This is a genomic window from Niameybacter sp. (genome assembly GCF_036655075.1).
Classification (GTDB): Bacteria; Bacillota; Clostridia; order Lachnospirales; family Cellulosilyticaceae; genus Holtiella.
Map to the genome: position 1 here is coordinate 21,889 of NZ_JAVVQU010000007.1, position 24,504 is coordinate 46,392.

Sequence of the window (24,504 nt, forward strand, 5' to 3'; positions counted from 1 at the left end):
TAAGATTTTATTATTTAATTCAATAAGTTTGTCAGCCATTCTAGCACATCTTCTTGTACTTTTTTCACTTCCTCATCCAAGTCATGCAAAAGGTCATGCATACATCCCTTGTACTCCTTGACCACTTTATCTTGAAAAGGAATCTGACCTACAATATCTCGGTTGCGAGTAATAGGGATTACACGATCTTCAGTCCCTAGCAAAAAGAGACAAGGCACCTCATACTCTTTGGCATGGCACTTGGCATAGTCTACACCAATCCTTAAAAATTGGTCCATAAAGCGCATGGTGGCAAAAGAATTGCATACCTTATCTTCCTTAAAGGCTTCCACATATACCTCATTACGTGTTGCCAAGCTTTCCCCTACTCGGTGTAACTTCACATCTCCTGCCACATAGCCCAAACCTTCATAAAAAGCTGTTGGCAAGTTTTTCATCCCTACCGGAACGCCTAATGCGGGTGAGGCTAAAATTTGACCACTTACACTGTCCTTATATTTTAATCCATAAATAAAGCTAATAAGACCTCCCATAGAGTGTCCATAAGTCACAATCGGTTTATGATAAGTACGTTTTAAGCTTTGAATAAGGACTTGAAGATCTTCTACAAAATCAAAAAAATCTTCAATATCCCCTTTTTGTCCTTCTGAAAAGCCATTACCTCTATGGTCAATAATGCATACCCCATAGTTATGACTAACAAGGAATTTAGCAAAATCTATATATCGCCCTGAATGCTCCATAAATCCATGTGCAATCACCAAAATTGCCTTACAGTTTGCTGGAATATCTCTTCTACAAAATATTTTCACATCATCTTTCCCATAAAAATAGCTTTCCATGAGGTTCATCTTTTCACCCTTTACCTACCATAATCTCTTAATATACCATCTATTCTTTTACTTGCATCTGACTTTGAAAAGCTTTCAATTGGTTTTTCTAGCTCTATTTTATGTGCTTTGCACAAATTTAATAAGTAATTTTTTTGTTTTGCAGTAATTGGTGAATGCTTTGGCATTTTCCAATCATTTACTTTAGGTATAAAAAACTGTGGGGCTTCATCTTTAAATCCTGCTTCTAAATGTGTTAAAAGCTCATAGGTTGCATACGCATCATCATAAGCACGATGTGCATGCACCAAATCTATTTGATAATGTGTGCATAAATCTCCAAGTCTACGACTTGGAAGGTCTGCAAGCACTTGTCTTGAAATCATCAATGTATCTACCGTCATATGCTCAAAGCTTAAACCGAGTCGCTCAGCCTTTACTTTTAACATACGGTAATCAAACAAATCAATGTTATGCCCTACTAAAGGTAGATCCTGACAAAATGCAATAAACGCTGGCATCACCTCTTCAATAGGTGCAGCATCTTGTACCATTTCATTAGTAATCCCTGTAATTGATGTAATATATTCTGAAATCAGCTCATTGGGCTTTACAAGTGTACTAAACTTTTCTTTTGGTCTTCCATCTTCTACATAGACAGCACCAATTTCAATAATATCACTTTCAAGTGGTTTAGTTCCTGTTGTCTCTATATCTAAAACAATGTAGTTTTTCATCCATTTCTCCTTCTTAAGTCAGTTCTTAGTCTATTTTACTCTATTTTTAAGAGAATGCAAATTGAAAATATCATCGTCATTTACTACCAAATTTTATCATCCTAATTTGTACAACTATTTTTTATTTATTGTCATTGACAAAAATGCAAAAATGCACTTAGTTGTCAATTTCACATGTGCAATATATAGTATATAGTATATACAAAGACCATATATATAGTACAGAATACAGTCTTATAGGAAACAAATCCAAGGGGGATTATCATGGCGTATTACGTAATTAAGAGAGATGGACGTAAAACCATTTATTGTAGTGAAAAAATTAAAAATGCGATTAAAAGATCTGCTTCAGATTTAGACTTAGTCCTTAATGTGGACCATGTAACAGAAGAAGTAGAAAAGCGTATTCATGATTCAAACTTTTATGAAATTACGGTAGAACAAATTCAAGATCTTATCGAGCAAACTTTAGATGCGCTTGGACTTGGTGCTGTAAAAAATACATATGCCAACTATCGTAAGGAACGTACCCGTATTCGTGATTTAAAATCAGAACTTATGGACACAGTCCACGCTATAGGTATTGAAACTGATCGGGACAATGCCAATGTGGGTAATAACTTCTCATCTAAATTATTACGTATTGCTAGTGAAACCAACAAATGGCACAACTTATCGACTATGCCAAAGCATTTAGCTAAACTCCATGAACTTGGTGATTTGTACTACCATGACTTAGATAGCTATAACCTAACGACCAACTGCCTCCATATCGATACTGGTGCTATGTTTGAACAAGGATTTAACACTGGATATGGGACTATAAAAAAACCAAAACGTATTGAAACAGCGGCTGAACTAAGCTGTATTTTATTGCAATCTTCACAAAATGATATGTTTGGTGGCCAATCTCATGTCAACTTTGACAATGATCTGGCACCTTATGTTGGCTATACCCGTGATGAGATTTTAGCAGAATATGCCCCACTTCAAGAAGTGATGGATGCGAACGATTTCCATACATTTATACACGATAAATTAACAACACGTATTCACCAAGCGATGCAAGGGATTGTATATAATTTAAATACCATGCACTCTAGAGCTGGCTCACAGGTTCCTTTTAGTAGCTTAAATATCGGCATTCCTGAAACACAAGATGCTGCACTTGTCTGCGAAGCTTTTCTGCTAGAATATGAAAAGGGTCTTGGAAAAAATGAACAACCTATTTTTCCAAATATTATTTTCCGTGTAAAAAAAGGGGTAAACAGAGAAAAAACAGACCCTTACTACTACCTATTTAAATTAGCAACAAGGGTAGCTGCTTCTCGTATGAATCCTACCTTTATGAATATCGATGCAGACTTCAACCTTCATTATTACGAAAAGGGTATTCTTCCCGCTACAATGGGCTGCCGTACCTATGTCTGTGCCAACATCAACGGCCCAGAAGGTCCTGCTCGCCGTGGGAACAATGCACCTACCACTATCAACTTACCACGTCTTGGCATTTTGGCAAACAAAGACTTAGACCGCTTCTGGAAACTCTTAGATGAGCGCCTCCATCAAGCAAAAGAATCTTTGATGCATCGTTATGACATTTTGAAATTTCTTAAAGTAAAGGATTTACCGTTTGTAGCCGGCCAAGGTCTGATGCTCGGCTCTGAAGGCTTATCTCCAAACGACTCCATCGACCCTATTCTTAAAAACGGAACATGGTCCATTGGCTTTATTGGTCTTGCAGAAACATTGATTGCACTTGTTGGTAGCCATCACGGTCAAAGTGATGAAGCCCGTGAACTGGGCTATCGCATTGTACAACACATCCGTGACTTTACTGATAAGACCACCCAAGATACACGTCTTAACTGGAGTTGCTATGCCACACCTGCTGAAGGTCTAAGTGGTCGCTTCCTAGTGCAAGACCAGACACGTTTTGGCCAGATTCCTGGTGTTACTGACAAAGATTACTATACCAACAGCTTCCACATTCCAGTGGACTATCCTGTTTCCATTATAGATAAAATTCAAATTGAGGGACCTTTCCATCAAATGTGTAACGCAGGACACATTAGTTACATTGAAGTTGATGGCTACCCTAGTGCTGAAACCATTGAAAAAATTGTTTACTATGCTTATGCTCATTCCAACATTAGCTACATCGGCATCAACTTCCACCTACGCTACTGCAAAAACTGCGGAAAGATGATTAATGATGGTGTCAAAGCTTGTCCAGAATGTGGCAGTATGGACATTCAAGGTATCAGCCGTGTTACAGGTTACTTAAGCTTAGATGAACGCTTTGGCTCTGGTAAATCTGCTGAACGCCATGACCGTGTAGCCCATGATGATTCCCATCATCACACCTATACCTTATGAGTCTACAAGTCGCAGGTTTCTTAGACCACTCTCTAGTCAATGGTGAAGGCTTTAGAAGTGTTATTTTTCTTTCTGGTTGTCATCACCACTGCCCAGGTTGTCACAATGTCGCTATGCAGGACTTTGCTTATGGAGATCAACACTCCATCCAAGCCATTCTAGATAAGATTAAAAAGAACCTTCCTCTCATAGATGGTGTCACCTTATCTGGAGGAGATCCCTTTGAACAAAGCGTGTATCTCCTCCCCCTTTTACAAGGGATTCATTCACTAGGTCTTACCATCTGGTGCTACACAGGTTATATCTATGAAGACTTGCTTGAAAATCCTAGCCACAATGCCTTGCTTCCCTATATTGATGTCCTTGTAGATGGACGGTTTGAAGCCAGTCTCCAAACAGATACAAAAAGATACGTAGGTTCTTCTAACCAACGTATCTTAAAACTCTTAAATGGCATTGCTCTACAAGAACTAAAATATTAAATGGCAAAAAACAAACGTGCTAATTTACTACTTCTTCCATTGGAACAACACAATGCCTGCTGCAATCACACCTACAGCCAAAAGTTTTGTCCATTGAAACGTGGATTTCTCTGTTCCAAATAGCCCTAACAGTTGAATCAAATAAGAACCTACTATTTGAGCAATTAGTATAAGCATGGTTGCACCTGCTGGACCTAACTTAGATATAGATAAAATAACGGTATACACAATCCCTGCGCCTAGCACTCCACCTAAAAGATAAAACTTGTTGACACTTTTTAGGCCACCAAGATCCGCATCCCTTACAAATACTAGTACAATCAAACAAGTTATGAGCCCAATGCCATGTACAATGGCATTGGTAAACCATAATCCTGCTTTTTCATTGACACGGGTGTTAAATACGCCTTGTATACTCATTAAAAGCCCTGATAAAATCGCTACTAAACTTGCCACCTTCTCGCCTCCACTTACCTTTTTGTTTTCGGTTAGTTTTGGAAAAAAGCTAAGTTTTTATACGCTTATCTTGTCTTATAGAAGATGAATACCTTGTTTTTCACAAGCTTCAAGCATTTCATCTGGCCAACTTGAAGCTTGCACCTCGCCAATATGCATCTTGTGTAAGAAGAACATACAAATGCGAGATTGACCAATCCCACCACCAATGGTATATGGAAGTTTTTTATCTAAAAGTAAGCGGTGGAATTCTAATGTTTTACGCTCTGTACAGCCTGCAACTTCTAACTGACGTTCAAGTGCTTCTTCATCCACACGGATACCCATAGAAGACAATTCAAAAGCACAATCAAGCAATGGATTCCAGAACATAATGTCACCATTTAAGCCCCAATCGTCGTAGTCAGGTGCACGCCCATCATGCCTTTGTCCATTAGAAAGCACCTCACCTATTTGCATAATGAATACAGCTTTTTTAGCTTTACAAATGGCATTTTCTCTTTCTTTTGGTGTCATATCTGGATACAACATCAAAAGTTCTTCTGAAGTGATGAACGTAATTTCTTCTGGTAACCATCTTTCAAGCATTGGATATTCATGCACAATATAGTTTTCAGTTTTAACAAAAGCATTATAAATACGTTTGACTGTATCTTGTAAATAAGTCATGTTACGCATTTCTTTTGTAATGACTTTTTCCCAGTCCCACTGGTCTACGTAAATCGAATGAAGATTATCCACCTCTTCATCTCGTCTTATAGCATTCATATCTGTGTAGAGCCCTTCACCTACTTCAAACTGATACCTTGCAAGCGCCATACGTTTCCACTTCGCCAGTGAATGTACTATTTCTACTACTGCACCTTGGTCATCAAGTAAGTCAAAGCTTACAGGTCTTTCTATCCCATTTAAGTTATCATTAAGCCCTGTCTCTGGTTTTACAAAAAGTGGTGCTGATACACGTGTTAAACACAACTCATAGGCCAATGCTGTTTCAAAGTAATCTTTAAGCTTTTTGATTGCTACCTCTGTTTCTCTTAAATCTAATGCGGATGCATATCCTTCTTTTACATATAGTTCCATCTTATTCACCCTTTCTTTAAAAACAAATAAAAAAACCTTCGTCCTCTCATAGATTGAAAGGGACGAAGGTTATCATTCGTGGCCACCCTATTACATTTCATCAAACGTACAGATTCCTCGATACGTATTAGATATAACGGTCTACCCCGTCTAAGCCTACTCGTTAACAACTTTCGGTTAGCAGCTCCAAGATGTTCTTCCACTACAACGCCGCCGCTGGCTTTCACCTTCCCCAGCTCTCTTTAGACTTTGTTATCAGCTTACTCTTCTTTTCCTAGCTTTTATAGTAATATGCTAGAATTATATATAACTTTATTCTTATTGTCAAGTGTATGTAATTTTTAATCTTCGAGTTGTGGAAAAGGTAAAAATCTATTCCAATCAAAGTCTTTGCCCAACCCTTCTTGTTCAAGCCAATCTATAAAAGTTTCTTGAATGTTATGAATGTGATACGTTACAAGATGCACCAAATTTTGCTTATCTTCTGCTTCTAAAGCCTGGACCATTTCTTTTTGGTGAGATAATTCATTCATTAACTCTGGAATCAAATGATAAATGTACACGAGATAGCGTTCTATACGTACAAAATACTCTTCGTACATTTTACTGAGTTCCTTATTCTGTGCAAAATCACAAAACACTTGGTAGAACAAACGATAGTGCCTACAATATACATCTGAGCTTTCCGGGGTTTTCATTTTTTCTATAATAAACTTAAGCTTATGTAACGCTTCTTTGTCCATTGTATCTTCCATCAAGTCTATGCATCCTACTTCAAATACTTTACGGACTTCAAACAGCTCTTCCATCTCCTTAAAGCTCATGTTTGTTACAAGTGCACCCTTATTACGTATACATTTCACTAATCCTTTTGCTTCTACCTGAATGAGCGCTTCACGAACCGGAATCAAACTCACCTCAAATTGTTTAGCGATTTCGTCTTGTTTAAGCTGTACCCCTCCTCTATACTCACCTTGCAAAATAGCATCTTTTAAAGCTTCTGCGATAAGATCAGGCATATTTTTGTAGCTTTGTATTCTATCTAGGGTAAATATTTTTGTATTCATAGTTACATTATATCAAATTTTTATATAAAAATATAATATTTTTTAATTTTTTTATTTACTTGTTATCACTTAAACATTTGATATAATATGTGTTGAAAGGGAGGTCCTTATGCCAAAAATTATACATGACCTGAATAAATGCATTGAACAAAGCGCTCTAGAACTTTTCAATGCCCATGACTATAACCAAGTGGATATGAAGATGATTGCAAAGAAATGTCATATTGCTGTCGGTACACTTTATAACTACTATCCCAACAAAAAACAGCTCTTTATTCACATTTTAGAATGTAGTTGGCGCGAGACATCTCACGATTTAGATAAAATTTATGCAATGAATTTGACACCGGAAGAAAAACTTTCTCAAAGCATTGAGATTCTCTACGATGACATTGCCCATCGTAAAGGGATGGGCAAGCTCCTTTACAAAGTATTGGCAACTCAAATTATGGAAGCTGAAATGACAGACCTTTTCCATACGATCTTCTTTCAACTTGAACGGCTTTTTGACAGCTTCTTGAAAAAGAGTTTCTCTTGTAGCCCTGAGACGATGAATATTAGACTTGCTAAGTCCCTCATCACTCAAATTCAAAATGCCATTTCTTCCTACCCCCATGAACGCGAAGATAACTTACACTTTATCCAAGACTTCTTCTACAACTCTATGCACGTAGACTTGTCTTTGAAAACGGTGTATTTAAAAGACCATACGATGTAGTTGTATGGTCTTTTGTCTTATCATTTTATTTATTTTAAGTTAGGAATTTGCCAGTCAATAGGACATTTGCCTTCACTTACTAAGTGTACGTTCACTTGTTTAAAGTGATCACACCCAAAGAATCCACGATACGCTGAAAGGGGACTTGGGTGAACTGCTGTAAGAACAATATGCTTTTTGTTGGTAATCAAACTTTGTTTACGCTTAGCTGGTGTCCCCCAGAGTAAGAAGATAACTGTTTCATCTTTTTCATTTAAAAGTTGTATAATGTGGTCTGTGAGCTGCTCCCATCCCTGATTTTGATGAGACTGTGGCGTCCCTGCACGTACAGTCAAAACAGTATTCAAAAGAAGTACGCCCTGCTTTGCCCAATGCATCAAATACCCATTGTCTGGAATGTAACACCCTAATGATTGGTGAAGCTCCTTATACATATTCTGAAGAGATGGCGGTGTAGGGATACCTGGATTCACAGAAAAGGCCATCCCATGAGCTTGATTAGGCCCATGATAAGGGTCTTGCCCTAAAATCACCACTTTAGTATCTCCATAAGATGTGACACGTAAAGCGTTGAAGATATCCTCTTTAGGCGGATATACGGTATAGTTACTATATTCTTGTTTTAAAAAATCTCTCAGTGCTAAATAATACAGTTTATTAAATTCTTCTTGTAGTTTTTCATCCCAATCGTTATTTAAAAGTACCATGTTGTTGTCTCCCTCTAACTTTTAAGTTTAAAGCCTTCACCCATAACTTCATGCAAATTTTGCACAGTCACAAAGGCATTCTTGTCTATTTGACTCACATATTCTTTTAGGCGTATAAACTCTCCTCGGTCTACAACCGTTGTAATGACACTCTTACGTTTATTGCTATAGGCCCCTTCTGCATTATACTTAGTGGCACCTCTTCCAAGTTCCTCTAAAATGTAAACCGTAATAGGCTGTACTAAGCTTTCCTCACTTGGAATAATCACCATGTACTTTTCTACACTAAAACCTGAAATAAAGTAGTCAATAAGTGTAGTGGTAATGAGCACACCAAGGGCTGCATATAATCCTTTTTCCACTCCAAACTGACTAATCGCTAGCAATACTACCGCCATATCTGCTATAAGCAAGCTCGTGGCTATATTGAGGTGCGTATATTTTGAAATAATTTTTGCAATAATATCTGTTCCACCTGAAGAAGCTTCTTGGTTAAAAATAACTGCCTGCCCAAAAGCAATAAAGAGTGCTCCAAAGATAAGGATGACAAGGTGGTCACGACTTAGCATATTCACCTTAGGTATGAGGTGCTCAAAAATACGCATGGTCAGGGCAATGGATAAGCTTGACGTCATACTTTTAATACCAAACCCTGCACCAAGTGCTATAAACCCTACTAGAAACATTAAAATATCTAACCCAAAGACAAGTACACTAATAGGAATTTGTGGTACAACCGATTGAAGGACAATGGCTAACCCACTAATGCCACCTGCTGCAAATTGTGCAGGTGCCCAAAAGAAATAAATCCCTATTGCTACGGCTATGGAGCCTAGAACAATTTTAACATACGTCATGATTTGGTGTTTCAATATGATCACCTCATTAAATTAAAATTAAGTTAAAGATTTAATTAGTACTTCCTTCTTACTTCTTGTCAATTGCTTAATAGCATATTCTCTTTTTAATGCCTCACTTTTATTTTCATAAGTCTCTTGATAGATCAACCGAACAGGCAACCGAGCTCTTGTATATTTTGCACCTTTTCCTTCATTATGTGCTTTTAGTCGCTTTTCTATGTTATTGGTATAGCCTGTATAATAAGTTTCATCACTACATTTTACAATATATACAAAATGCATGATTATCCCTCCACATATTTAAAATTTTGCAACATACAATAGATAAGTAATTGTTTATGCCCTTAAGGAGGTAATTTCATGACTCAAATAGGTAATATCAAACATGTTTTCCCCGGTAGTAACACCCCCCACGGCTTCCACTCTTTCTTTAGCTATATTTTACCACAAAAAGAAGCACACCAACTATATATTATTAAAGGTGGACCTGGTACTGGTAAATCTTCTTTTATGAAACGCATTGGTGTCTATGCCACAGAACAAGGCTTAGACGTAGAGTTTTTCCACTGCTCCTCAGATCCTCAATCTCTAGATGCCCTTGTAATTCCAAGTCTTAAAGTAGGCTTCTTAGATGGTACAGCACCTCATGTTACCGATCCCATTACCCCCGGTGTAACAGACCAAATCTTAAACTTTGGGAACAACTGGGACACAGAGAAATTGGTACCTTTTAAAGAAGAAATTATGGCCATTAACGACCGTCTTAAAAATCAATTTACCAAATCTTACTTCTATTTTGATGCTGCGAAAAGTATTTATGATGCTTATATTTTTGCTGAAAGTAAAGCCATTAATGTAACCGCCAAACTTAAACTTGAAAAACAAATTCTTTCTCAAATCTTTGCTAATGTGACTGACAAAGAAGAACTTGGTTTATCCCGTCATCTTTTTAGTACTGCACTCACAGGTGAAGGTATCTTAGACTACATTCATACCATTATTGGCACCACTAAAAACATCTATTTCATCAAAGAAAGTCTAGGCTGCAATAGCAAACAGCTTATGATCCAAATTGCAAATACTGCAGTATCTAAAGGCTACCGAATTGAGTGCTACCATTCTCCTATGGACGTAGATAAAATCGAAGACATTATGATTCCCGAGCTAAATATAGCTATCACTACTAGTCACATGCTCCACAAGCCTCGTATTTTCCCTACTGTCATCTATGACATGACCACAGCTCTAGACTACTCACTTATCAAATCTATTGAGTTTGACCTAGACCGTGACAAACGTCTCTTTAATGATTTAATTGATAAAGGTTGTAATACTATTGCTACAGCTAAAAAAATTCATGATGAACTTGAAAAATACTATATAGACGCTGTAGACTTTTCACGTATTGATACCCTTTACGACACAATGATTGAAACATTATTTCCACCCCACAATTAATCAAACTATAAAAAGATAGGCGTGTATGGAATCCATACGTACCTATCTTTCTTTTTCACTCTACTCTTTTTATAAGCTATTCTACTACCAAGTACTCTATTTATTTACTTTCAGTGTGCATCTTTAAATAATCCACTAAGTTGACTAAAGATTTCTTTTCAGTAGCAAACTCAATCATACCCTCTCTACGGACTAAATCAAAGCTTGGGTCATAAGGAACAAACTCAATTGTAATAACTTCCCCATCTAAGTACCCAAAGCGAATGGTTAATTCTGCAGGCCTTGGATTAGTCTCTTCAAACTTGGCATTGGTAAGATGCTTTGCAAGCTTTAAGTCCTCTAGCTGCTTAAGCATTTCTTCTTTTACATTTGGCTCAATCACTTGTCCATTTAGACTTGGTACTTGTTCTGCCTCTTTAAGTTGAAGTCTATAGACTTCTTCTATGTGTTGAACCTCCACATAACTTAACTGTTTTCTATCTGGTGTATAGATTGTTTTGCTAATCCATTCAAAAGGCTGAATGCTTCTTAATTCACTTTCAATACCTGATTTAATTTCATAGACTTCATCTTCTTGATTCATCTTAAAATAAAGGTTATTACCTACCTTAGTTCCAAAATCAAAAATGATTTCATTATTTATTACAAGTTGTAACTCTGGTGTTTCAAGGCCATACTGTACAAGGTCTTTAGGCTCATCTTCTACTAGTCTTTTCATATCAATATTTTCTAAAACTTGTAAGTAGGTTTCTACTTTCTCAGTATCCACTATATGTTTGGTACTAAAGGGTGCATGCATCATCCATGTTTCATCTTTTGTCAAAAGAAGGGTTGTAACACCTTTTTCTTTTAACTCTACTTTTTGTATATCTTGTAGCTGAGGCACCTGGACAACCTTTTCAATCATCTCACCTGTCGGAACCATCACACTAGCAAGCTCAATGTCTAACACAAGTGCCAATTTATCCCTTTCCTCAAGCCAAATGAACGTTGCATTTTCTTCTGGTACACTATGACCAAGCCAATAAGTATTTGAAGTTCCCTCTGTATTTTTCACAATTATTTTTTTAGAACTTTCCGTAATCCCATAAGTTGTTGGGTCTTGTACATTTTTTACAAGTTTATAAGACTGAAGGTTACCCATTTGATAAGCAATATTTTGGATAAGGCCTTGGTTATAAGCAACCATCGGATGTTTTATATTTTCCCAAGCTGTTCCTTTTTTCACAAAGCTTTGAACAGTATCCCCTTCTATTGTAATCTCTACAATACTCTCTGATGCCAACTCACATAAGTCCTGTTCTATCATTTCTAACGCTTCCACTTGACTGAGCTGATACCCTCTTATGCACAAAAAACCTATGCATACAATGAGCACACCTACTACCATTGTTATCATTGTTTTCTTTTTCATCTTTTTGTCTCCTTTTATCTGAAGTCCATTGTATTTTAAGTCCATATTATAAGTGCATATAACTTTTTATATAATATATAAAATTTCTTAGTTTGGCAAATATAATTTTGAAATTACAAGATTATTTTCAATATACATATTGTTACCCATTCCATTATATTATAAAATATAGCTAACACATTAAATTGTTCCAAGGGAGGTCTTTATGTATTCTAGCTTACATTCCAACCATCCACTTGATTTACTTTCTTATCCTCTCACTTATACATACTTTTCACTTATTGACCAATATATACGCTTTACTAAAAATTCATCTACCGTATCCCCTAAGTCACTTGTGCATACCCTACAATCCTTTTTATTTCTCTATGATGACAACCCTAGAAATATCAAAAAACTTAACGCTCTCGCCTTCAATGAATTTATTCCTTATACGCCTATTGCTTCTTCTGGGTTGTATAAATCAGAAATCACTGAATTTCCTGAAGGTGGAAAATATTATTTAGCTTGTAAGTATAAACTTAGTTTCCCAATACTTTATAAAGTCTATTCCAAACAATTTCTACGGCTCAAGAAACTTCATGCACCTGCTGAAGTTATCCTCTTAAACCACTCTTTTGTCCATTTACACAGACGTCTTATTTATGCTGCATTTCCAGATGAATCCTCACTCCCAACGCTTTTTAAGCTTACTGATGCCGATGCCTTTGTAAATGAAGTCAAACGTCTCGTAAATACGCTAAAATAAATTTAAAAAGAAGGCTACGGTTTAAGTAGTCTTCTTTTTGTCTTGTTAACGACAATACTTTTTAAGTTGTTGCATATACGGGCGTAAATTCACTTCCTTATTAAAGCAACCTTCTAAACTTTTTGTACCAATCATATCATTAATTTCTCTTTTAACCCGTGAGTCTATCTCTTCTAGTGGTAGTTGAAGTAATGCCAATGCCACATAAATCTCTAGACTTTCCTGTTCATCGAGCATACCTGTGTATTGATCAAGAATTTGTGTTGTTGCTTCTTGAATGGTATCTCCCTCCTCCATATACATATCCCATTCAGCTTCAATATCCTCAGCAAAACTAAATTTTAACAGTTCACTAATATCTGGCATATGGATCCCCCTTCTTATCTTATTGTATATCTATTATACGTCTTCATTAAATATGACCTTAATAGTTGCAATTCACTTGAAAGTATATTAAGATATAGATATAATATTAACTATCAATTAGGAGTGATTTCATGCTAATAACAACAGGACAACTACGTGAGCACCACCTTAAAGTAACACCTCAGCGACTAGCTATTTTCCATATGTTGTCACATACAACATCACATCCAAGCGCTGAGATGATCTATAATAGTTTACGTGAAACCCATCCTACTATGAGTCTTGCAACTGTATATAAAACTTTAGATGCACTTGTAAAAGCTACATTGGTTCAACAAATCAATGTAGGTGAGGATGCTTTTAGATATGATGCAAATACAAATTCGCATCCACACATTATTTGTACCAAATGTCATTGTGTTTGCGACTTAGATACATATGCATTACCTGATTTAAAAGCCCTCGTAGCCGAAAAAACAAAATTCACTTTATCTCATGAGCAACTTTATTTCTACGGTACTTGTCCAGATTGTCAATCTGAACTTCATTAAGATGGCCTAAGTAGCATAGGTAAAATCCAAATTTTATCTATGCTACTTTTTTATTTCCATCTTTTTAACTGTACTTTTTCACAAAAATTTCAATACGTGCTAACGCTTCTTTAATTGCTTCTACTGAATAGGCATAGGATGCACGTACAAACCCTTCCCCACTTTCGCCAAAGGCAGTCCCAGGAACAACAACTACTTTTTGTTCCCTCAACAACTTTTCACAAAAATTTTCACTGGTCATCCCTGTAGACGTAATATTTGGAAAGACATAGAAGGCCCCTTCTGGTTCAAAACAATAAAGCCCCATACTTCTAAAGCCCTCCACCATCACTCTCCTACGTCTATCATAAGCCTCTCGCATCATACACACATCTTCTTCTCCGTTACGCATGGCTTCGATCCCTGCGTATTGACTTGTTGTTGGTGCACACATTAATGCATATTGATGGACTTTGGTCATCATACTCAAAATAGGTTCAGGGCCTAGAGCATAACCTAGCCTCCAACCTGTCATTGAAAAGGCTTTGGAAAATCCATTGAGTACAATCGTGCGCTCATACATCCCTGGAATATTTGCAATAGAAATATGCGCTTTTCCATATGTAAGTTCTGCATAAATTTCATCAGACAAAACAATAATATCTTTACCTTTTAAGACTGCTGCAATTTTTTCTAAGTCTTCTCTTTCCATAATGGCACCAGTTGGATTGTTTGGAAAAGGTAACACTAAGATTTTAGTTTTAGGCGTAATTGCTTTTTCTAAGGCTTCAGCTGTCAGTTTAAAGTTGTCCTCTTCTTTTGTTGGAATGGGCACAGCCACACCACCTGCTAATACAACACAAGGTTTATAAGATACAAAAGACGGTTCTGGCACAAGTACTTCTTCTCCTGGTTCAACCAATGTACGAATGGCTAAGTCAATACCTTCACTTCCTCCAACAGTCACAAGACATTGTTTACTTGGAGAATAAGTGAGATTAAAACGCCTTTTTGTATAGTTGCAAATCTCCTCCCTTAGTTCCATCAGTCCTGCATTAGCAGAATAAATCGTTTTGCCCTTTTCAAGAGAATAAATGCCCTCTTCTCGTATATGCCAAGGCGTATCGAAGTCTGGCTCCCCTACACCAAGTGAGATTGCATCCCCTATTTCATTAGCTACATCAAAGAATTTCCTTATACCTGAGGGGGGCATCTGCACAACTTTTTTAGCAATCATATTTTCGATCTTCATGGTGATACAATCATCCTTTCATCTTTTTTTATTTCTTCAAAAATCACCCCGTGGTCTTTATATTTTTTAAGTACAAAGTGCGTGCCTGTACTTAAAACAGCATCTAATGGTGCTAACTTTTGCCCTACAAAAAGAGCGACTTCCTTCATTGTTTTACCTTCCACAATAACCGTGAGGTCAAAGCCTCCTGACATTAAATAGACAGCCTTTACTTCATTAAACCGGTAAATACGTTCTGCAATTTTATCAAATCCTTCTCCACGTTGTGGCGTGACTTTGACCTCAATAAGTGCTGTCACAATTTCTTTATGTTCCACTTTATCCCAGTTGATTAATGTTTTATATCCACAAATGATTTGTTCATTTTCCATCTCTTTAATAGCACGAGCGACTTCCACTTCCTCAAAACCTAACATAAGAGCCATATCCGCCACACTATACCTACTGTTTTCTTCTAAAAGTTCCAGAATTTTTGCTTTCATTTTATTGCCTCCTTATATGGTTTAAGTTCCTTAACAGGAATCTTAATTCATCAACCTAATTTTTGAATTTAAATATTAACTTTTATTCATTTATCTTAATAATTTATTATTATATCACATTTATATATATTTTCTATGCCTATTAGCTAATTCTTGTAACAAAATATTTTCCTTATCTATATCTACTTGGAAGAAACTTAGCAACTCTTATAGGTTATTTATACGATAAAAAGTAGCTTTACCTGATCATACAAAAAGAGCTGCCATGTATGGAACAGCTCTTGATATACTTCATTATTTACTTTTAGGATTAGATAAGAGTGCCGCAAAGTAACCAAAGGTGATCGCTGCTGTAATCCCAGCTGCTGTGGCCTTAATCCCACCTGTCAAAATACCCATGTAGCCTTCCTTTGCCACCTCATCCATAGCACCCTTAGCTAATGCATAGCCAAATCCAATAATGGGTACTGTTGCGCCTGCTCCTGCAAATTCCACAATAGGTTCATAGATGCCAAGGGCTGTTAAAATAGCACCTGCTACTAAGAACACAACCATAATACGTGCCGTCATAAGCTTTGTACGATCCATTAAGACTTGTCCGATGGCACAAAGCAGTCCACCTACTACAAACGCTTTAATCAAATTCATTAAATCCATCGTTCCAACTCCTTTATTCTGCTACAATACTTACAGCATGGGCAATGCCCGTTATATTTTCACCTTGTTGTGTTGAGCACAAGCTCATTAACGCACCTGTTGGTACGAGTAAAATTTTCTTCATCTTCTTTTCCTTTAAAGCCTTGTAGAAGTGCCCTGCAAATAAAGATGCACTACATCCACAGCCACTTCCTCCTGCATGGGTATCTTGTGTTTCATTATCAAAGATTAATAATCCACAATCTTGATGTACTTTTGAAATGTCAACGCCTAACTGTTTGGTTAAGTCTAACAAAATATCCCTACCGCACTGTCCCAGATCCCCTGTAATAATGGCATCATAGTCCTCTGGCTTTTGATTGGTATCTTTAAGATGTGTCAAAATAGTATCTGCAGCCGCTGGTGCCATAACTGCTCCCATATTGTAGACATCCTTTGTATTAAAGTCCACAATTTTACCTGTTGTAATGCTTTGAATCTTAGGTCCCGCACCACTTTGCCCGAGTAAAACGTATCCGCTTCCTGTAACAGTCCATTGTTGAGTAAGCGGACGTTGCCCACCGTATTCTAATGGATAACGAAATTGCTTTTCAGCTGTACAATAGTGGCTACTTGCACCTGTAATCACGTGTTTAGCATAGCCTGCACTAATCAAAACAGCACCAAGGCTCATAGACTCACCCATAGTAGAACATGCACCATATAGACCAAAGAAAGGAATATTAAAATCCTTAATAGCAAGTTGTGTACTATTGATTTGGTTCTCTAGGTCACCACACAAAATATAGTCAATCTCTTCAGGCTTTTTCCCTGATTGATTAAGTAAACCCGTCACAGTATGCTTAATCAATATGCTTTCAGCTTTTTCCCATGTTTTTTCTCCAAATAATTCATCTTCAGCTACTTCGTGAAAGCATCCGCCCATAGGTCCTTCTCCTTCTTTAGGCCCTACTGTACTGAAGGTATCTAAAATGACAGGTTGTTTATCAAATACAATCGTTTGTTTACCCACATGTCCCATAAGTAACCCTCCTATAAGAAATAATAAATAATGCCGACAATTACACTAGAAATAGTTCCAAAGACGATAACAGGTCCCGCTACCGTAAACAGTTTTGCACCCATCCCAAAGACATACCCTTCTTTTTTATATTCCATAGCAGCACTCACCATAGAGTTTGCAAATCCAGTAATGGGTATAATACTCCCTCCGCCTGCATAATTTCCAATTTTGTCATAAATATTAAGACCTGTTAAAACAGCACTGGCTAAAATCAAGCATATCGTACAAAGCATACTCGCATCATCTGTAGAAAATCCAATATAGATAAATAAATCAGTTAGCAGCTGACCTATTGCGCAAATCGTCCCACCTACCCAAAAGGCACGAAATGAATTTTGAACCACCTTATTTTTAGGTGAATGTTGGTCTACTATGTTTTGATAATCCTTTTTGAGCCTATTTACATCTGCCATACAACCATCTCCTTCTCTTTTAATAAAATCCTGGATATAAGTAATAGAACAAAGTGCCTACCATCTTTCCAATTGCAAAACTTAAAATAACTAAATACATGCCTCTTTTCAACTTCAGTCGGCTTTTTGTAATAGGCATAACATTTAGCACTTCTGCCAATGCCATGGCTAAACAACCTATAAAAATCCCATGCGCTAATCCAAAGCATGCAACAAGGGGTTTAGGTAGTGCAAGACAAATCCAATCCGCCCATAAATAAAATACAGTCCCCAATATAATGCCTACTAATGAGGCATTGGCTATAGCATAATAATGTCTAGTCACTTGGCACTTTGTAGCAAGTCTTGGAATAATCCCAATAGCATTGATAAAGGCAAGTACACCTGTGGTAATCACTATGCCACTTGCAAAACCCCAGAAAATACTAACTCCAATCATCAATCCTTTCATTCTTCATACTGCCCCCTCTTTTCTGCCGTCAATACATCAATAATTGTGTCCTCCACTTGATCTTGATATGCATTAATCTCTACCTCTACAGGTGTAGGATCTTCTGTAATTTTTTTTGTTCCAATATGATTATAAAAAGTAATAACCCCTATAGGCATTCCTATTGCGTATGGAATAGTAATCCATGCAGGACTCTCACTCACTTCTCCTGTAAAGACCTTGTACAATGTTGTAAAAGTCTTGGCCATGGAAACGTCTGTATTATAAGCCATAATCGCTACTGTTGCGCCTGCAAAAACCACAATACATACTACCGCTAATTTAATCCACTCCCAGACAGGGTGAGGTTTAGGCTTGACAGGGTTAAACTCTAGCATAGCATCTAGTTCCCCTACATTTTGAACCGATACATCTGGAAACTTTTCTTGGATTGCCTCAATGATTTTCAATGTACTGATGACAAAGTGGGTAATCTTTGTCACTTGAGGCTTGAAGATGCAAATCTCTTCAATGACCCCCTTTAAATGCTTGGGTCCACTTACTGTTGCGATATCTTTAATAAGGACCTTTTGCTTCCCTTCTAACTTATTGTTTTTATAAGGTTTAATATAAACTTCTTGCATTGTCTCACCTCTTTTCACTAGATGTGGTTTGTTTGACCCTATATATCTCTTATTATGGATGAGATTTACAAAAATATACTTTTTAGACAATAAAAAAGAGGCCTAAGCCTCTTTACATTTTTCCGATATCTGTTCTAAACTGCATACCATCAAATTTAACTTTTTCTACCTCTTGGTAAACTGCCCTACGTGCTTCTTCAAGTGTATAACCTACACGTGTCACTGCCAGCACCCGTCCACCATTGGTTTCAATATTACCTGCCACTAGGCGTGTACCTGCTTGATAGAGATAAGTTTCTTCCTCTAGACTTTCTAGCCCTTCAATAAGCACCCCTTTTTCACTTGTCTCAGGGTAGCCACGGCTTGTAAGTACAACCGTTACACTTGGTTTGCTACTCCATTTTAAATCAAGTTCATGGAGTGTCCCATTTATACACGCGTCAAAGACTTCAACTAAGTCTGTTTCTAAACGTGATAAAATGCTTTGTGTCTCTGGGTCTCCAAAGCGTACATTAAACTCCAACACTTTTGGTCCTTTTTCATCAATCATAAGGCCGATAAATAAAATCCCATGGTAGTCTAAACCTTCTTGTGTAAATCCTTCTATAATAGGATTTAAGATTTCCGTTTCAATCTGTGCTTTAACACTTGGTGTAATAATAGGATTTGGTGAAAAACCACCCATACCACCTGTATTAAGTCCACCATCATTGTCTAAAGCACGTTTATAATCCCTTGCTGTTTCAAGTGGTACAATGGTTTTGCCATCCACCAAGCAAAGTAATGACGCTTCAATCCCTGTCAAAAACTCTTCTATAACAATTTTATCCCCAGCTTCGTGGAATTTCCCACTAAAAATTTCTCTGATGCCTGATTCTGCATCCTCATACGTTTCACAAATGAGTACACCTTTTCCTGCTGCTAATCCATCCGCTTTGATCACTACAGGTAAGCTAAAAGTATGTACTGCTTCAAGTGCTGCTGCTTCTTCTATTTTTACAAAAGTTAAATATTTCGCTGTTGGTACATTGTACTTAGTAAGGAAAATCTTTGTAAAGTCTTTGCTGCCTTCAAAGGTACTACACATCTTGTCAGGTCCAAATACTTTTAATCCCTCTCCCCAAAAGGCATCTACAATTCCAAGTACTAGTGGCTCTTCTGGTCCTACTACTGTTAAATCAATATTGTTTTCTTTAGCAAACGTTATAAGCTTTTCAATTTCATTCACGCCAATTGCCACATTGGTGTATTTGACAGCTGTCCCACCATTTCCTGGTGCTACAAAGAGATTTGCCTCTGGTCTAAAACGTTTAATGGTATCACAAATTGCAGACTCACGTCCACCATTTCCTATAACGAGAATATTCATGCGCTCTCCTCCTCTAGCTTTTTGATTGCTTCTACAAGTATTTTATGTTCCACCTCATGGAGTACCCTTTGTTGAAGGTCATCTGGTGTATCCGTTTCATAAACAGGCACACTTCTTTGTAAGAGAGTCTCCCCTGTATCTACCCCTTCATCTACAAAGTGGACCGTTGCACCACTTTCCTTTTCACCCATTGCAATAACTGCCTCATGAACTTTAATACCATAGTAGCCTTTTCCGCCAAACTTAGGCAATAGAGAAGGATGAATGTTGATAATCTTACCTTTATACGCTTGAATCAAGTTAGCTTGTACAATTTTGAGGTAGCCTGCAAGTACGACCAACTCTACATCATCTGCTTGGAGCCTTGCCAAAAGCTTTTCATCATACCCTGCTTCTTTTGGATTGATAAAGTAAGCTGGAATGTTGCTTTGTCTTGCACGTTCTAAGCCAAAGGCACCTTCTTTATTAGAAATCACACTTACAATTTGACTTGTAAGTGTGTGATTTGCTACTGCATCTATAATCGATTGAAGGTTAGAACCTGAACCTGAAACCAGTACTGCGATTCTTAGTCCTGACATAAAATAACCCCTTCGTCACCTGCTACGATTTCACCAATAACTGCCGCTTGCTCACCTGCTTCTTGAAGCGCTTTCACAACACTTGCCACTTCTTCTTGGCTTACAACAAGCATCATTCCTACGCCCATGTTAAAGGTATTGTAAAGTTCATGAACTTCTAAACCACTTAATTTACGAAGTACGTCATAAACTTTTGGCTCTTCAATTGTATTGATGTTTAGTTTTGCAGTGATACCTTTTGGTAACATACGTGGCACATTTTCAATGAATCCACCACCTGTGATATGAGCAATTCCTTTGATGTTCCCTGCTTCTTTAGCTGCCATAATGGCTTTTACATAAAGCTTAGTTGGTTTGATGAATGCCTCACCATAAGTTTCCCCAAGTTCTTCACTATAAGCATTAAGATCTAAGTTATACGTATCAATAATTTTACGTACAAGGGAGTACCCATTACTATGTACCCCTGAAGAAGCAAGCCCAATGATGGCATCCCCTGGCATAATGCTACGTCCATCAATCATTTTAGCGCGGTCTACAATCCCCACTGCAAAACCTGCCACATCGTACTCACCTGCTTGGTAGAATCCAGGCATTTCTGCTGTTTCTCCACCTACAAGCGCACACATACTTTCTTTGCACCCTGCTGCCACACCTTTTACAATATCTGCAATTTGTTCTGGCGTAATTTGACCTGTTGCAATATAGTCTAAGAAGAAAAGTGGAATGGCACCACTACAAAGGATGTCATTGACACACATAGCTACACAATCAATTCCGATTGTGTCATGTTTGTTCATATCAAAAGCCAATTTAAGCTTAGTCCCAACGCCATCTGTTCCAGATACAAGCACAGGTTCTTCCATACCCATATATTTTCCAATTGAATAGGATCCACCAAAGCTACCAATGTCTGTTAAAACACCATCTGTAAAAGTAGATTTAACGTGTTCTTTCATTTGATTAACTGCTTCATAACCGCGGTGTACATCTACACCTGCATCTTTATAAGTAATTTTAGTTGACATCTTACTTCCTCCTATTCTTCCTCGTTCATCTCATGTAGTGGTACTTCCATTGGATAGTTGCCATTAAAGCAAGCACGGCAGAAATCATTACCACCACCACAAGCTTCTTTGAGGCCTTCTAATGAAAGATAAGTTAAAGAATCTGCACCAATATAGTCACGAATTTCTTCGACTGACATCATTGCACCAACTAATTTCTCACGGTCTGGTGTATCAATACCAAAGTAACAACCGTATTTAACAGGTGGTGAAGTAATACAAACATGCACTTCAGATGCCCCTGCTTTACGCACTTGCTCTACAATACGCTTACATGTTGTTCCACGTACAATAGAGTCATCTGTCATGACGACACGTTTACCTTCTATATTATGTTTCAGTGGGTTAAGCTTAATACGCACTGCATTTTCACGCATAGCTTGAGTCGGTTGGATAAAGGTTCTACCGATATAGCGATTTTTAGTTAAACCTTCACGGTAAGGTAACCCTGAAGCTTTGGCATAGCCAATAGCAGATGGAATCCCTGAGTCTGGTACCGCAATGACTACATCGGCATCAATCCCAGCTTCTTTAAATAAAATTTCTCCAGCTTTTTCCCTAAATTGGTACACACTGTTGCCATCAATAATACTATCTGGTCTCGCTAAGTAAATAAGCTCAAAAACACAAAGCTTCTTTTGACACCAGCCAGAAGGTTTAATGCTATGAAGACCATCTTGATCAATAATGACCATTTCCCCTGGCATAACATCTCTTACAAATTCTGCATCCACTACATCTAAGGCACAGCTTTCAGAAGCTAATACATAACCCTCTTTAAGCTTTCCAATACAAAGTGGACGAAGCCCATGTGGGTCACGGATGCCTATCATTTGATCTTGTGTTGTAATAACAATGGCATAAGCCCCTTTAATCAGTTGCATTGTGTTACGAATCGCAGCCTCAATGCCTCTGTTATAGTGTCTTGCAATTAAGTTTAAAATAGCTTCAGAGTCTGTTGTACTTTGGAAGATAACACCTTCATCTTCTAGCATTTCTCTGACCCCATCACCGTTTGTCAAGTTTCCATTATGGGCAAGGGCAATGGAACCATGTTTGTATTTCGCTACAAGAGGTTGACAATTACTAATATCTTTGTCTCCTGTTGTAGAGTAGCGTACATGACCAATGGCAATGTTCCCTACTAAAGTTTGAAGGTTTCGCTCGTCAAAGACATCACTTACAAGCCCCATACCTTTTGCACTTTCTAGTCTACCTTCATTGTTAACTGTAATCCCTGCACTTTCTTGACCTCTATGTTGAAGGGCAAAAAGTCCATAATATACGTAATTTGCTGCTTCTTGCGCATTATTTAAATAAACACCCATCACGCCACATTCTTCGTGTAATGTATCCCCATCAAAGTAGTTCATAGCTCACCTCTTGTTCTGTTCCTTTTATTTATGTGTCCAATCATACATTCACCTGTATACAATGCATGGCAACTAAATTGCAATTACCTCCACACATTACATTAAGCTTTACCTAACGCTTTCTAGTGTGTTACACGGTTAAGCATTTCTTGGTAAACTTCTTCTACACCACCCATGTCACGTCTAAAGCGATCTTTATCTAATTTTTTGTTAGTTTCTTTGTCCCAGAATCTACATGTATCTGGAGAAATTTCATCTGCTAAAATAATACGTCCATCTACGCGACCAAGCTCAATTTTAAAGTCGATTAAGTTAACACCAATTGCATCAAAATGTGCTTTTAAAAGGTCGTTAATTTTAAATGTCATTTCTGTCATTGTTGCAAGCTCTTCTTTAGTTGCAAGACCAAGTGCTAAAATGTGATGGTCGTTGATCATTGGGTCTCCAAGCGCATCATCTTTAAGACAAAATTCAATAGTTGGGTTTTTAAGTACAGTACCTTCTTCAACACCAAAACGTTTGGAAAATGACCCTGCTGCAGTGTTACGAATAATCACTTCAAGAGGTACAATTTGTACAGCTTTAACAACGGTTTCGCGGTCATTAAGTTCTTCTACTAAGTGCGTTTCAATACCGTTTTCTTCTAACATACGGCACATAATGTTGCTCATACGATTGTTGACTACACCTTTACCTAAAATCGTTCCTTTTTTCTCACCGTTAAATGCTGTTGCATCATCTTTGTAAGAAACGATGTAGTATCTTTCATCTTCTGTTGTATAAACTCTTTTTGCCTTACCTTCATATAATAAATTTTGTTTTTCCATTTTTAGTTCCCCCTTTAGTTATATTGATTACGAATATGTTCATCTTTTTTTCTAACCGTTTCAGCCATTGCTTCTTTATAGGCTTGAAGTTTAACTTTTAGGCTTGCATCACCCACTGCTAAAATTTGAACAGCTAATAAGCCTGCGTTGAGCGCTCCATCGATGGCTACCGTTGCAACTGGAATGCCTGGTGGCATTTGTACCATTGAAAGCAATGCATCAAGCCCATCTAATGTACTAGATTTAATCGGTAATGCCACAACTGGCAAGGTAGTATATGCCGCAAGCACACCACCAAGGTGTGCTGCCTTTCCAGCTGCTGCAACGATAACGCCTATCCCATTTGCCTCAGCATTTCTTGCAAAGCTTTCCGCTTCCGCTGGTGTACGGTGTGCTGAGATAATGCGTACCTCAACAGGTACCCCAAAGCTTTGTACCACTTCAATACCCTTTTCTACGATTGGAAGATCTGAATCACTTCCCATAACAAAAGCAATTTTCATAATCAGCC

The 24,504-nt window shown here is 37.5% G+C and carries 29 protein-coding genes and 1 other annotated feature; of the genes, 6 read left to right on the top strand and 23 right to left on the bottom strand.

The features are described from left to right. Nucleotides 1-14: 14 nt before the first annotated feature. Nucleotides 15-851, bottom strand: coding sequence for an alpha/beta hydrolase (locus RRY75_RS03405; protein WP_332528152.1), 837 nt, complete (start codon nt 849-851; stop codon nt 15-17). A gap of 11 nt (nt 852-862) precedes the next feature. After that, entirely contained in the window at nt 863-1,567 is a 705-nt protein-coding gene (locus RRY75_RS03410) for an exonuclease domain-containing protein (protein ID WP_332491502.1), read from the bottom strand. A 264-nt stretch (nt 1,568-1,831) separates the two neighbouring features. On the opposite strand from RRY75_RS03410, the gene nrdD reads away from it, so the two are divergent. Beyond that, nucleotides 1,832-3,946 carry an anaerobic ribonucleoside-triphosphate reductase gene (nrdD, locus tag RRY75_RS03415; protein ID WP_332491504.1) on the top strand — a complete coding sequence of 705 codons (2,115 nt, stop codon included), beginning with the start codon at nt 1,832-1,834 and terminating at the stop codon, nt 3,944-3,946. Beyond that, nucleotides 3,943-4,428 (top strand): anaerobic ribonucleoside-triphosphate reductase activating protein, encoded by a 486-nt coding sequence (gene nrdG, locus RRY75_RS03420; RefSeq protein WP_332491506.1) that lies wholly within the window; start codon nt 3,943-3,945, stop codon nt 4,426-4,428. Before nrdD ends, nrdG begins: the two co-directional genes overlap by 4 nt. 27 nt (nt 4,429-4,455) lie before the next feature. Here nrdG and RRY75_RS03425 read toward each other — a convergent pair whose 3' ends face one another. From RRY75_RS03425 to RRY75_RS03435, 3 genes are all read right to left on the bottom strand, one after another. After that, nucleotides 4,456-4,884, bottom strand: coding sequence for a DMT family transporter (locus tag RRY75_RS03425; RefSeq protein ID WP_332491508.1), 429 nt, complete (start codon nt 4,882-4,884; stop codon nt 4,456-4,458). Nucleotides 4,885-4,959: 75 nt separating this feature from the next. After that, the gene (gene asnA, locus RRY75_RS03430; RefSeq protein WP_332491510.1) at nt 4,960-5,967 is read right to left on the bottom strand and encodes an aspartate--ammonia ligase; all 1,008 of its coding nucleotides are present in this window, start codon (nt 5,965-5,967) and stop codon (nt 4,960-4,962) included. Between the two features lie 55 nt (nt 5,968-6,022). Further along, nucleotides 6,023-6,252: a binding site (T-box leader), on the bottom strand. A gap of 56 nt (nt 6,253-6,308) precedes the next feature. Next, nucleotides 6,309-7,034, bottom strand: coding sequence for a GntR family transcriptional regulator (locus RRY75_RS03435; protein WP_332715677.1), 726 nt, complete (start codon nt 7,032-7,034; stop codon nt 6,309-6,311). A 109-nt stretch (nt 7,035-7,143) separates the two neighbouring features. Here RRY75_RS03435 and RRY75_RS03440 point away from each other — a divergent pair, with 109 nt between their 5' ends. Next, on the top strand, nt 7,144-7,752 hold the full coding sequence (locus RRY75_RS03440; RefSeq protein ID WP_332491514.1) for a TetR/AcrR family transcriptional regulator: 609 nt from the start codon (nt 7,144-7,146) through the stop codon (nt 7,750-7,752). Nucleotides 7,753-7,781: 29 nt separating this feature from the next. On the opposite strand, the gene RRY75_RS03445 is transcribed toward RRY75_RS03440, so the two are convergent. Genes RRY75_RS03445 through RRY75_RS03455 form a run of 3 tightly spaced genes read right to left on the bottom strand, consistent with a single transcriptional unit; the run spans nt 7,782 to nt 9,601 of the window. Beyond that, complete coding sequence (locus RRY75_RS03445; protein WP_332527388.1) at nt 7,782-8,459, bottom strand: uracil-DNA glycosylase; 678 nt, start codon at nt 8,457-8,459, stop codon at nt 7,782-7,784. Between the two features lie 14 nt (nt 8,460-8,473). Further along, nucleotides 8,474-9,331: a YitT family protein gene (locus tag RRY75_RS03450; RefSeq protein WP_332527387.1), complete on the bottom strand. Its 858-nt coding sequence runs from the start codon at nt 9,329-9,331 to the stop codon at nt 8,474-8,476. 24 nt (nt 9,332-9,355) lie between these two features. Further along, the gene (locus tag RRY75_RS03455; protein ID WP_332491520.1) at nt 9,356-9,601 is read right to left on the bottom strand and encodes a GIY-YIG nuclease family protein; all 246 of its coding nucleotides are present in this window, start codon (nt 9,599-9,601) and stop codon (nt 9,356-9,358) included. A 78-nt stretch (nt 9,602-9,679) separates the two neighbouring features. Here RRY75_RS03455 and RRY75_RS03460 point away from each other — a divergent pair, with 78 nt between their 5' ends. Next, on the top strand, nt 9,680-10,777 hold the full coding sequence (locus tag RRY75_RS03460) for a hypothetical protein (RefSeq protein WP_332491522.1): 1,098 nt from the start codon (nt 9,680-9,682) through the stop codon (nt 10,775-10,777). Nucleotides 10,778-10,877: 100 nt separating this feature from the next. Here the strand turns inward: RRY75_RS03460 and RRY75_RS03465 are convergent, their stop codons facing one another. After that, on the bottom strand, nt 10,878-12,191 hold the full coding sequence (locus tag RRY75_RS03465) for a DUF4340 domain-containing protein (protein ID WP_332527386.1): 1,314 nt from the start codon (nt 12,189-12,191) through the stop codon (nt 10,878-10,880). A 205-nt stretch (nt 12,192-12,396) separates the two neighbouring features. On the opposite strand from RRY75_RS03465, the gene RRY75_RS03470 reads away from it, so the two are divergent. Then, nucleotides 12,397-12,939 (top strand): hypothetical protein, encoded by a 543-nt coding sequence (locus RRY75_RS03470; protein WP_332491526.1) that lies wholly within the window; start codon nt 12,397-12,399, stop codon nt 12,937-12,939. A gap of 45 nt (nt 12,940-12,984) precedes the next feature. On the opposite strand, the gene RRY75_RS03475 is transcribed toward RRY75_RS03470, so the two are convergent. After that, nucleotides 12,985-13,305 (bottom strand): hypothetical protein, encoded by a 321-nt coding sequence (locus RRY75_RS03475; protein WP_332491527.1) that lies wholly within the window; start codon nt 13,303-13,305, stop codon nt 12,985-12,987. A gap of 131 nt (nt 13,306-13,436) precedes the next feature. Between RRY75_RS03475 and RRY75_RS03480 the strand changes: the two genes are divergently transcribed. After that, nucleotides 13,437-13,856, top strand: a complete 420-nt coding sequence (locus RRY75_RS03480; RefSeq protein WP_332491529.1) for a Fur family transcriptional regulator — start codon at nt 13,437-13,439, stop codon at nt 13,854-13,856. Between the two features lie 64 nt (nt 13,857-13,920). Here the strand turns inward: RRY75_RS03480 and RRY75_RS03485 are convergent, their stop codons facing one another. The 13 genes from RRY75_RS03485 to purE form a co-directional block, all read right to left on the bottom strand. Beyond that, nucleotides 13,921-15,081, bottom strand: coding sequence for a pyridoxal phosphate-dependent aminotransferase (locus RRY75_RS03485; RefSeq protein WP_334309702.1), 1,161 nt, complete (start codon nt 15,079-15,081; stop codon nt 13,921-13,923). Nucleotides 15,082-15,083: 2 nt separating this feature from the next. Further along, nucleotides 15,084-15,569: an Lrp/AsnC family transcriptional regulator gene (locus RRY75_RS03490; protein ID WP_332491533.1), complete on the bottom strand. Its 486-nt coding sequence runs from the start codon at nt 15,567-15,569 to the stop codon at nt 15,084-15,086. A gap of 294 nt (nt 15,570-15,863) precedes the next feature. After that, entirely contained in the window at nt 15,864-16,217 is a 354-nt protein-coding gene (gene spoVAE, locus RRY75_RS03495; protein WP_334309703.1) for a stage V sporulation protein AE, read from the bottom strand. A 22-nt stretch (nt 16,218-16,239) separates the two neighbouring features. After that, nucleotides 16,240-17,247 (bottom strand): stage V sporulation protein AD, encoded by a 1,008-nt coding sequence (gene spoVAD / locus RRY75_RS03500; protein WP_332491536.1) that lies wholly within the window; start codon nt 17,245-17,247, stop codon nt 16,240-16,242. Between the two features lie 11 nt (nt 17,248-17,258). Continuing rightward, entirely contained in the window at nt 17,259-17,702 is a 444-nt protein-coding gene (spoVAC, locus tag RRY75_RS03505; protein ID WP_332491538.1) for a stage V sporulation protein AC, read from the bottom strand. Nucleotides 17,703-17,721: 19 nt separating this feature from the next. Beyond that, the gene (locus RRY75_RS03510; RefSeq protein ID WP_332527385.1) at nt 17,722-18,153 is read right to left on the bottom strand and encodes a stage V sporulation protein AB; all 432 of its coding nucleotides are present in this window, start codon (nt 18,151-18,153) and stop codon (nt 17,722-17,724) included. Next, nucleotides 18,150-18,776 (bottom strand): stage V sporulation protein AA, encoded by a 627-nt coding sequence (locus tag RRY75_RS03515; protein ID WP_332491541.1) that lies wholly within the window; start codon nt 18,774-18,776, stop codon nt 18,150-18,152. Before RRY75_RS03515 ends, RRY75_RS03510 begins: the two co-directional genes overlap by 4 nt. A 112-nt stretch (nt 18,777-18,888) precedes the next feature. Beyond that, the gene (gene purD / locus RRY75_RS03520) at nt 18,889-20,145 is read right to left on the bottom strand and encodes a phosphoribosylamine--glycine ligase (RefSeq protein ID WP_332491543.1); all 1,257 of its coding nucleotides are present in this window, start codon (nt 20,143-20,145) and stop codon (nt 18,889-18,891) included. Further along, complete coding sequence (gene purN / locus RRY75_RS03525; protein WP_332491545.1) at nt 20,142-20,726, bottom strand: phosphoribosylglycinamide formyltransferase; 585 nt, start codon at nt 20,724-20,726, stop codon at nt 20,142-20,144. The genes purD and purN overlap by 4 nt, the downstream gene beginning before the upstream one ends. Next, nucleotides 20,714-21,742: a phosphoribosylformylglycinamidine cyclo-ligase gene (purM, locus tag RRY75_RS03530; protein WP_334309704.1), complete on the bottom strand. Its 1,029-nt coding sequence runs from the start codon at nt 21,740-21,742 to the stop codon at nt 20,714-20,716. The genes purN and purM overlap by 13 nt, the downstream gene beginning before the upstream one ends. Nucleotides 21,743-21,765: 23 nt before the next feature. Beyond that, nucleotides 21,766-23,166, bottom strand: a complete 1,401-nt coding sequence (gene purF, locus RRY75_RS03535) for an amidophosphoribosyltransferase (RefSeq protein WP_332491549.1) — start codon at nt 23,164-23,166, stop codon at nt 21,766-21,768. A gap of 122 nt (nt 23,167-23,288) precedes the next feature. Continuing rightward, on the bottom strand, nt 23,289-23,993 hold the full coding sequence (purC, locus tag RRY75_RS03540) for a phosphoribosylaminoimidazolesuccinocarboxamide synthase (protein WP_332491551.1): 705 nt from the start codon (nt 23,991-23,993) through the stop codon (nt 23,289-23,291). Between the two features lie 14 nt (nt 23,994-24,007). Beyond that, entirely contained in the window at nt 24,008-24,496 is a 489-nt protein-coding gene (purE, locus tag RRY75_RS03545) for a 5-(carboxyamino)imidazole ribonucleotide mutase (protein ID WP_332491553.1), read from the bottom strand. Nucleotides 24,497-24,504 lie beyond the last annotated feature (8 nt).

Coding starts and splice junctions, on each gene's coding strand:
- RRY75_RS03405 (WP_332528152.1), bottom strand. CDS start 851: ATGAACCTCATGGAAAGCTATTTTTATGGGAAAGATGATGTGAAAATA.
- RRY75_RS03410 (WP_332491502.1), bottom strand. CDS start 1,567: ATGAAAAACTACATTGTTTTAGATATAGAGACAACAGGAACTAAACCA.
- nrdD (WP_332491504.1), top strand. CDS start 1,832: ATGGCGTATTACGTAATTAAGAGAGATGGACGTAAAACCATTTATTGT.
- nrdG (WP_332491506.1), top strand. CDS start 3,943: ATGAGTCTACAAGTCGCAGGTTTCTTAGACCACTCTCTAGTCAATGGT.
- asnA (WP_332491510.1), bottom strand. CDS start 5,967: ATGGAACTATATGTAAAAGAAGGATATGCATCCGCATTAGATTTAAGA.
- RRY75_RS03435 (WP_332715677.1), bottom strand. CDS start 7,034: ATGAATACAAAAATATTTACCCTAGATAGAATACAAAGCTACAAAAAT.
- RRY75_RS03440 (WP_332491514.1), top strand. CDS start 7,144: ATGCCAAAAATTATACATGACCTGAATAAATGCATTGAACAAAGCGCT.
- RRY75_RS03445 (WP_332527388.1), bottom strand. CDS start 8,459: ATGGTACTTTTAAATAACGATTGGGATGAAAAACTACAAGAAGAATTT.
- RRY75_RS03455 (WP_332491520.1), bottom strand. CDS start 9,601: ATGCATTTTGTATATATTGTAAAATGTAGTGATGAAACTTATTATACA.
- RRY75_RS03460 (WP_332491522.1), top strand. CDS start 9,680: ATGACTCAAATAGGTAATATCAAACATGTTTTCCCCGGTAGTAACACC.
- RRY75_RS03465 (WP_332527386.1), bottom strand. CDS start 12,191: ATGAAAAAGAAAACAATGATAACAATGGTAGTAGGTGTGCTCATTGTA.
- RRY75_RS03470 (WP_332491526.1), top strand. CDS start 12,397: ATGTATTCTAGCTTACATTCCAACCATCCACTTGATTTACTTTCTTAT.
- RRY75_RS03475 (WP_332491527.1), bottom strand. CDS start 13,305: ATGCCAGATATTAGTGAACTGTTAAAATTTAGTTTTGCTGAGGATATT.
- RRY75_RS03480 (WP_332491529.1), top strand. CDS start 13,437: ATGCTAATAACAACAGGACAACTACGTGAGCACCACCTTAAAGTAACA.
- RRY75_RS03490 (WP_332491533.1), bottom strand. CDS start 15,569: ATGAAAGCAAAAATTCTGGAACTTTTAGAAGAAAACAGTAGGTATAGT.
- spoVAE (WP_334309703.1), bottom strand. CDS start 16,217: ATGAATTTGATTAAAGCGTTTGTAGTAGGTGGACTGCTTTGTGCCATC.
- spoVAD (WP_332491536.1), bottom strand. CDS start 17,247: ATGGGACATGTGGGTAAACAAACGATTGTATTTGATAAACAACCTGTC.
- spoVAC (WP_332491538.1), bottom strand. CDS start 17,702: ATGGCAGATGTAAATAGGCTCAAAAAGGATTATCAAAACATAGTAGAC.
- RRY75_RS03510 (WP_332527385.1), bottom strand. CDS start 18,153: ATGAAAGGATTGATGATTGGAGTTAGTATTTTCTGGGGTTTTGCAAGT.
- RRY75_RS03515 (WP_332491541.1), bottom strand. CDS start 18,776: ATGCAAGAAGTTTATATTAAACCTTATAAAAACAATAAGTTAGAAGGG.
- purD (WP_332491543.1), bottom strand. CDS start 20,145: ATGAATATTCTCGTTATAGGAAATGGTGGACGTGAGTCTGCAATTTGT.
- purN (WP_332491545.1), bottom strand. CDS start 20,726: ATGTCAGGACTAAGAATCGCAGTACTGGTTTCAGGTTCAGGTTCTAAC.
- purF (WP_332491549.1), bottom strand. CDS start 23,166: ATGAACTACTTTGATGGGGATACATTACACGAAGAATGTGGCGTGATG.
- purC (WP_332491551.1), bottom strand. CDS start 23,993: ATGGAAAAACAAAATTTATTATATGAAGGTAAGGCAAAAAGAGTTTAT.
- purE (WP_332491553.1), bottom strand. CDS start 24,496: ATGAAAATTGCTTTTGTTATGGGAAGTGATTCAGATCTTCCAATCGTA.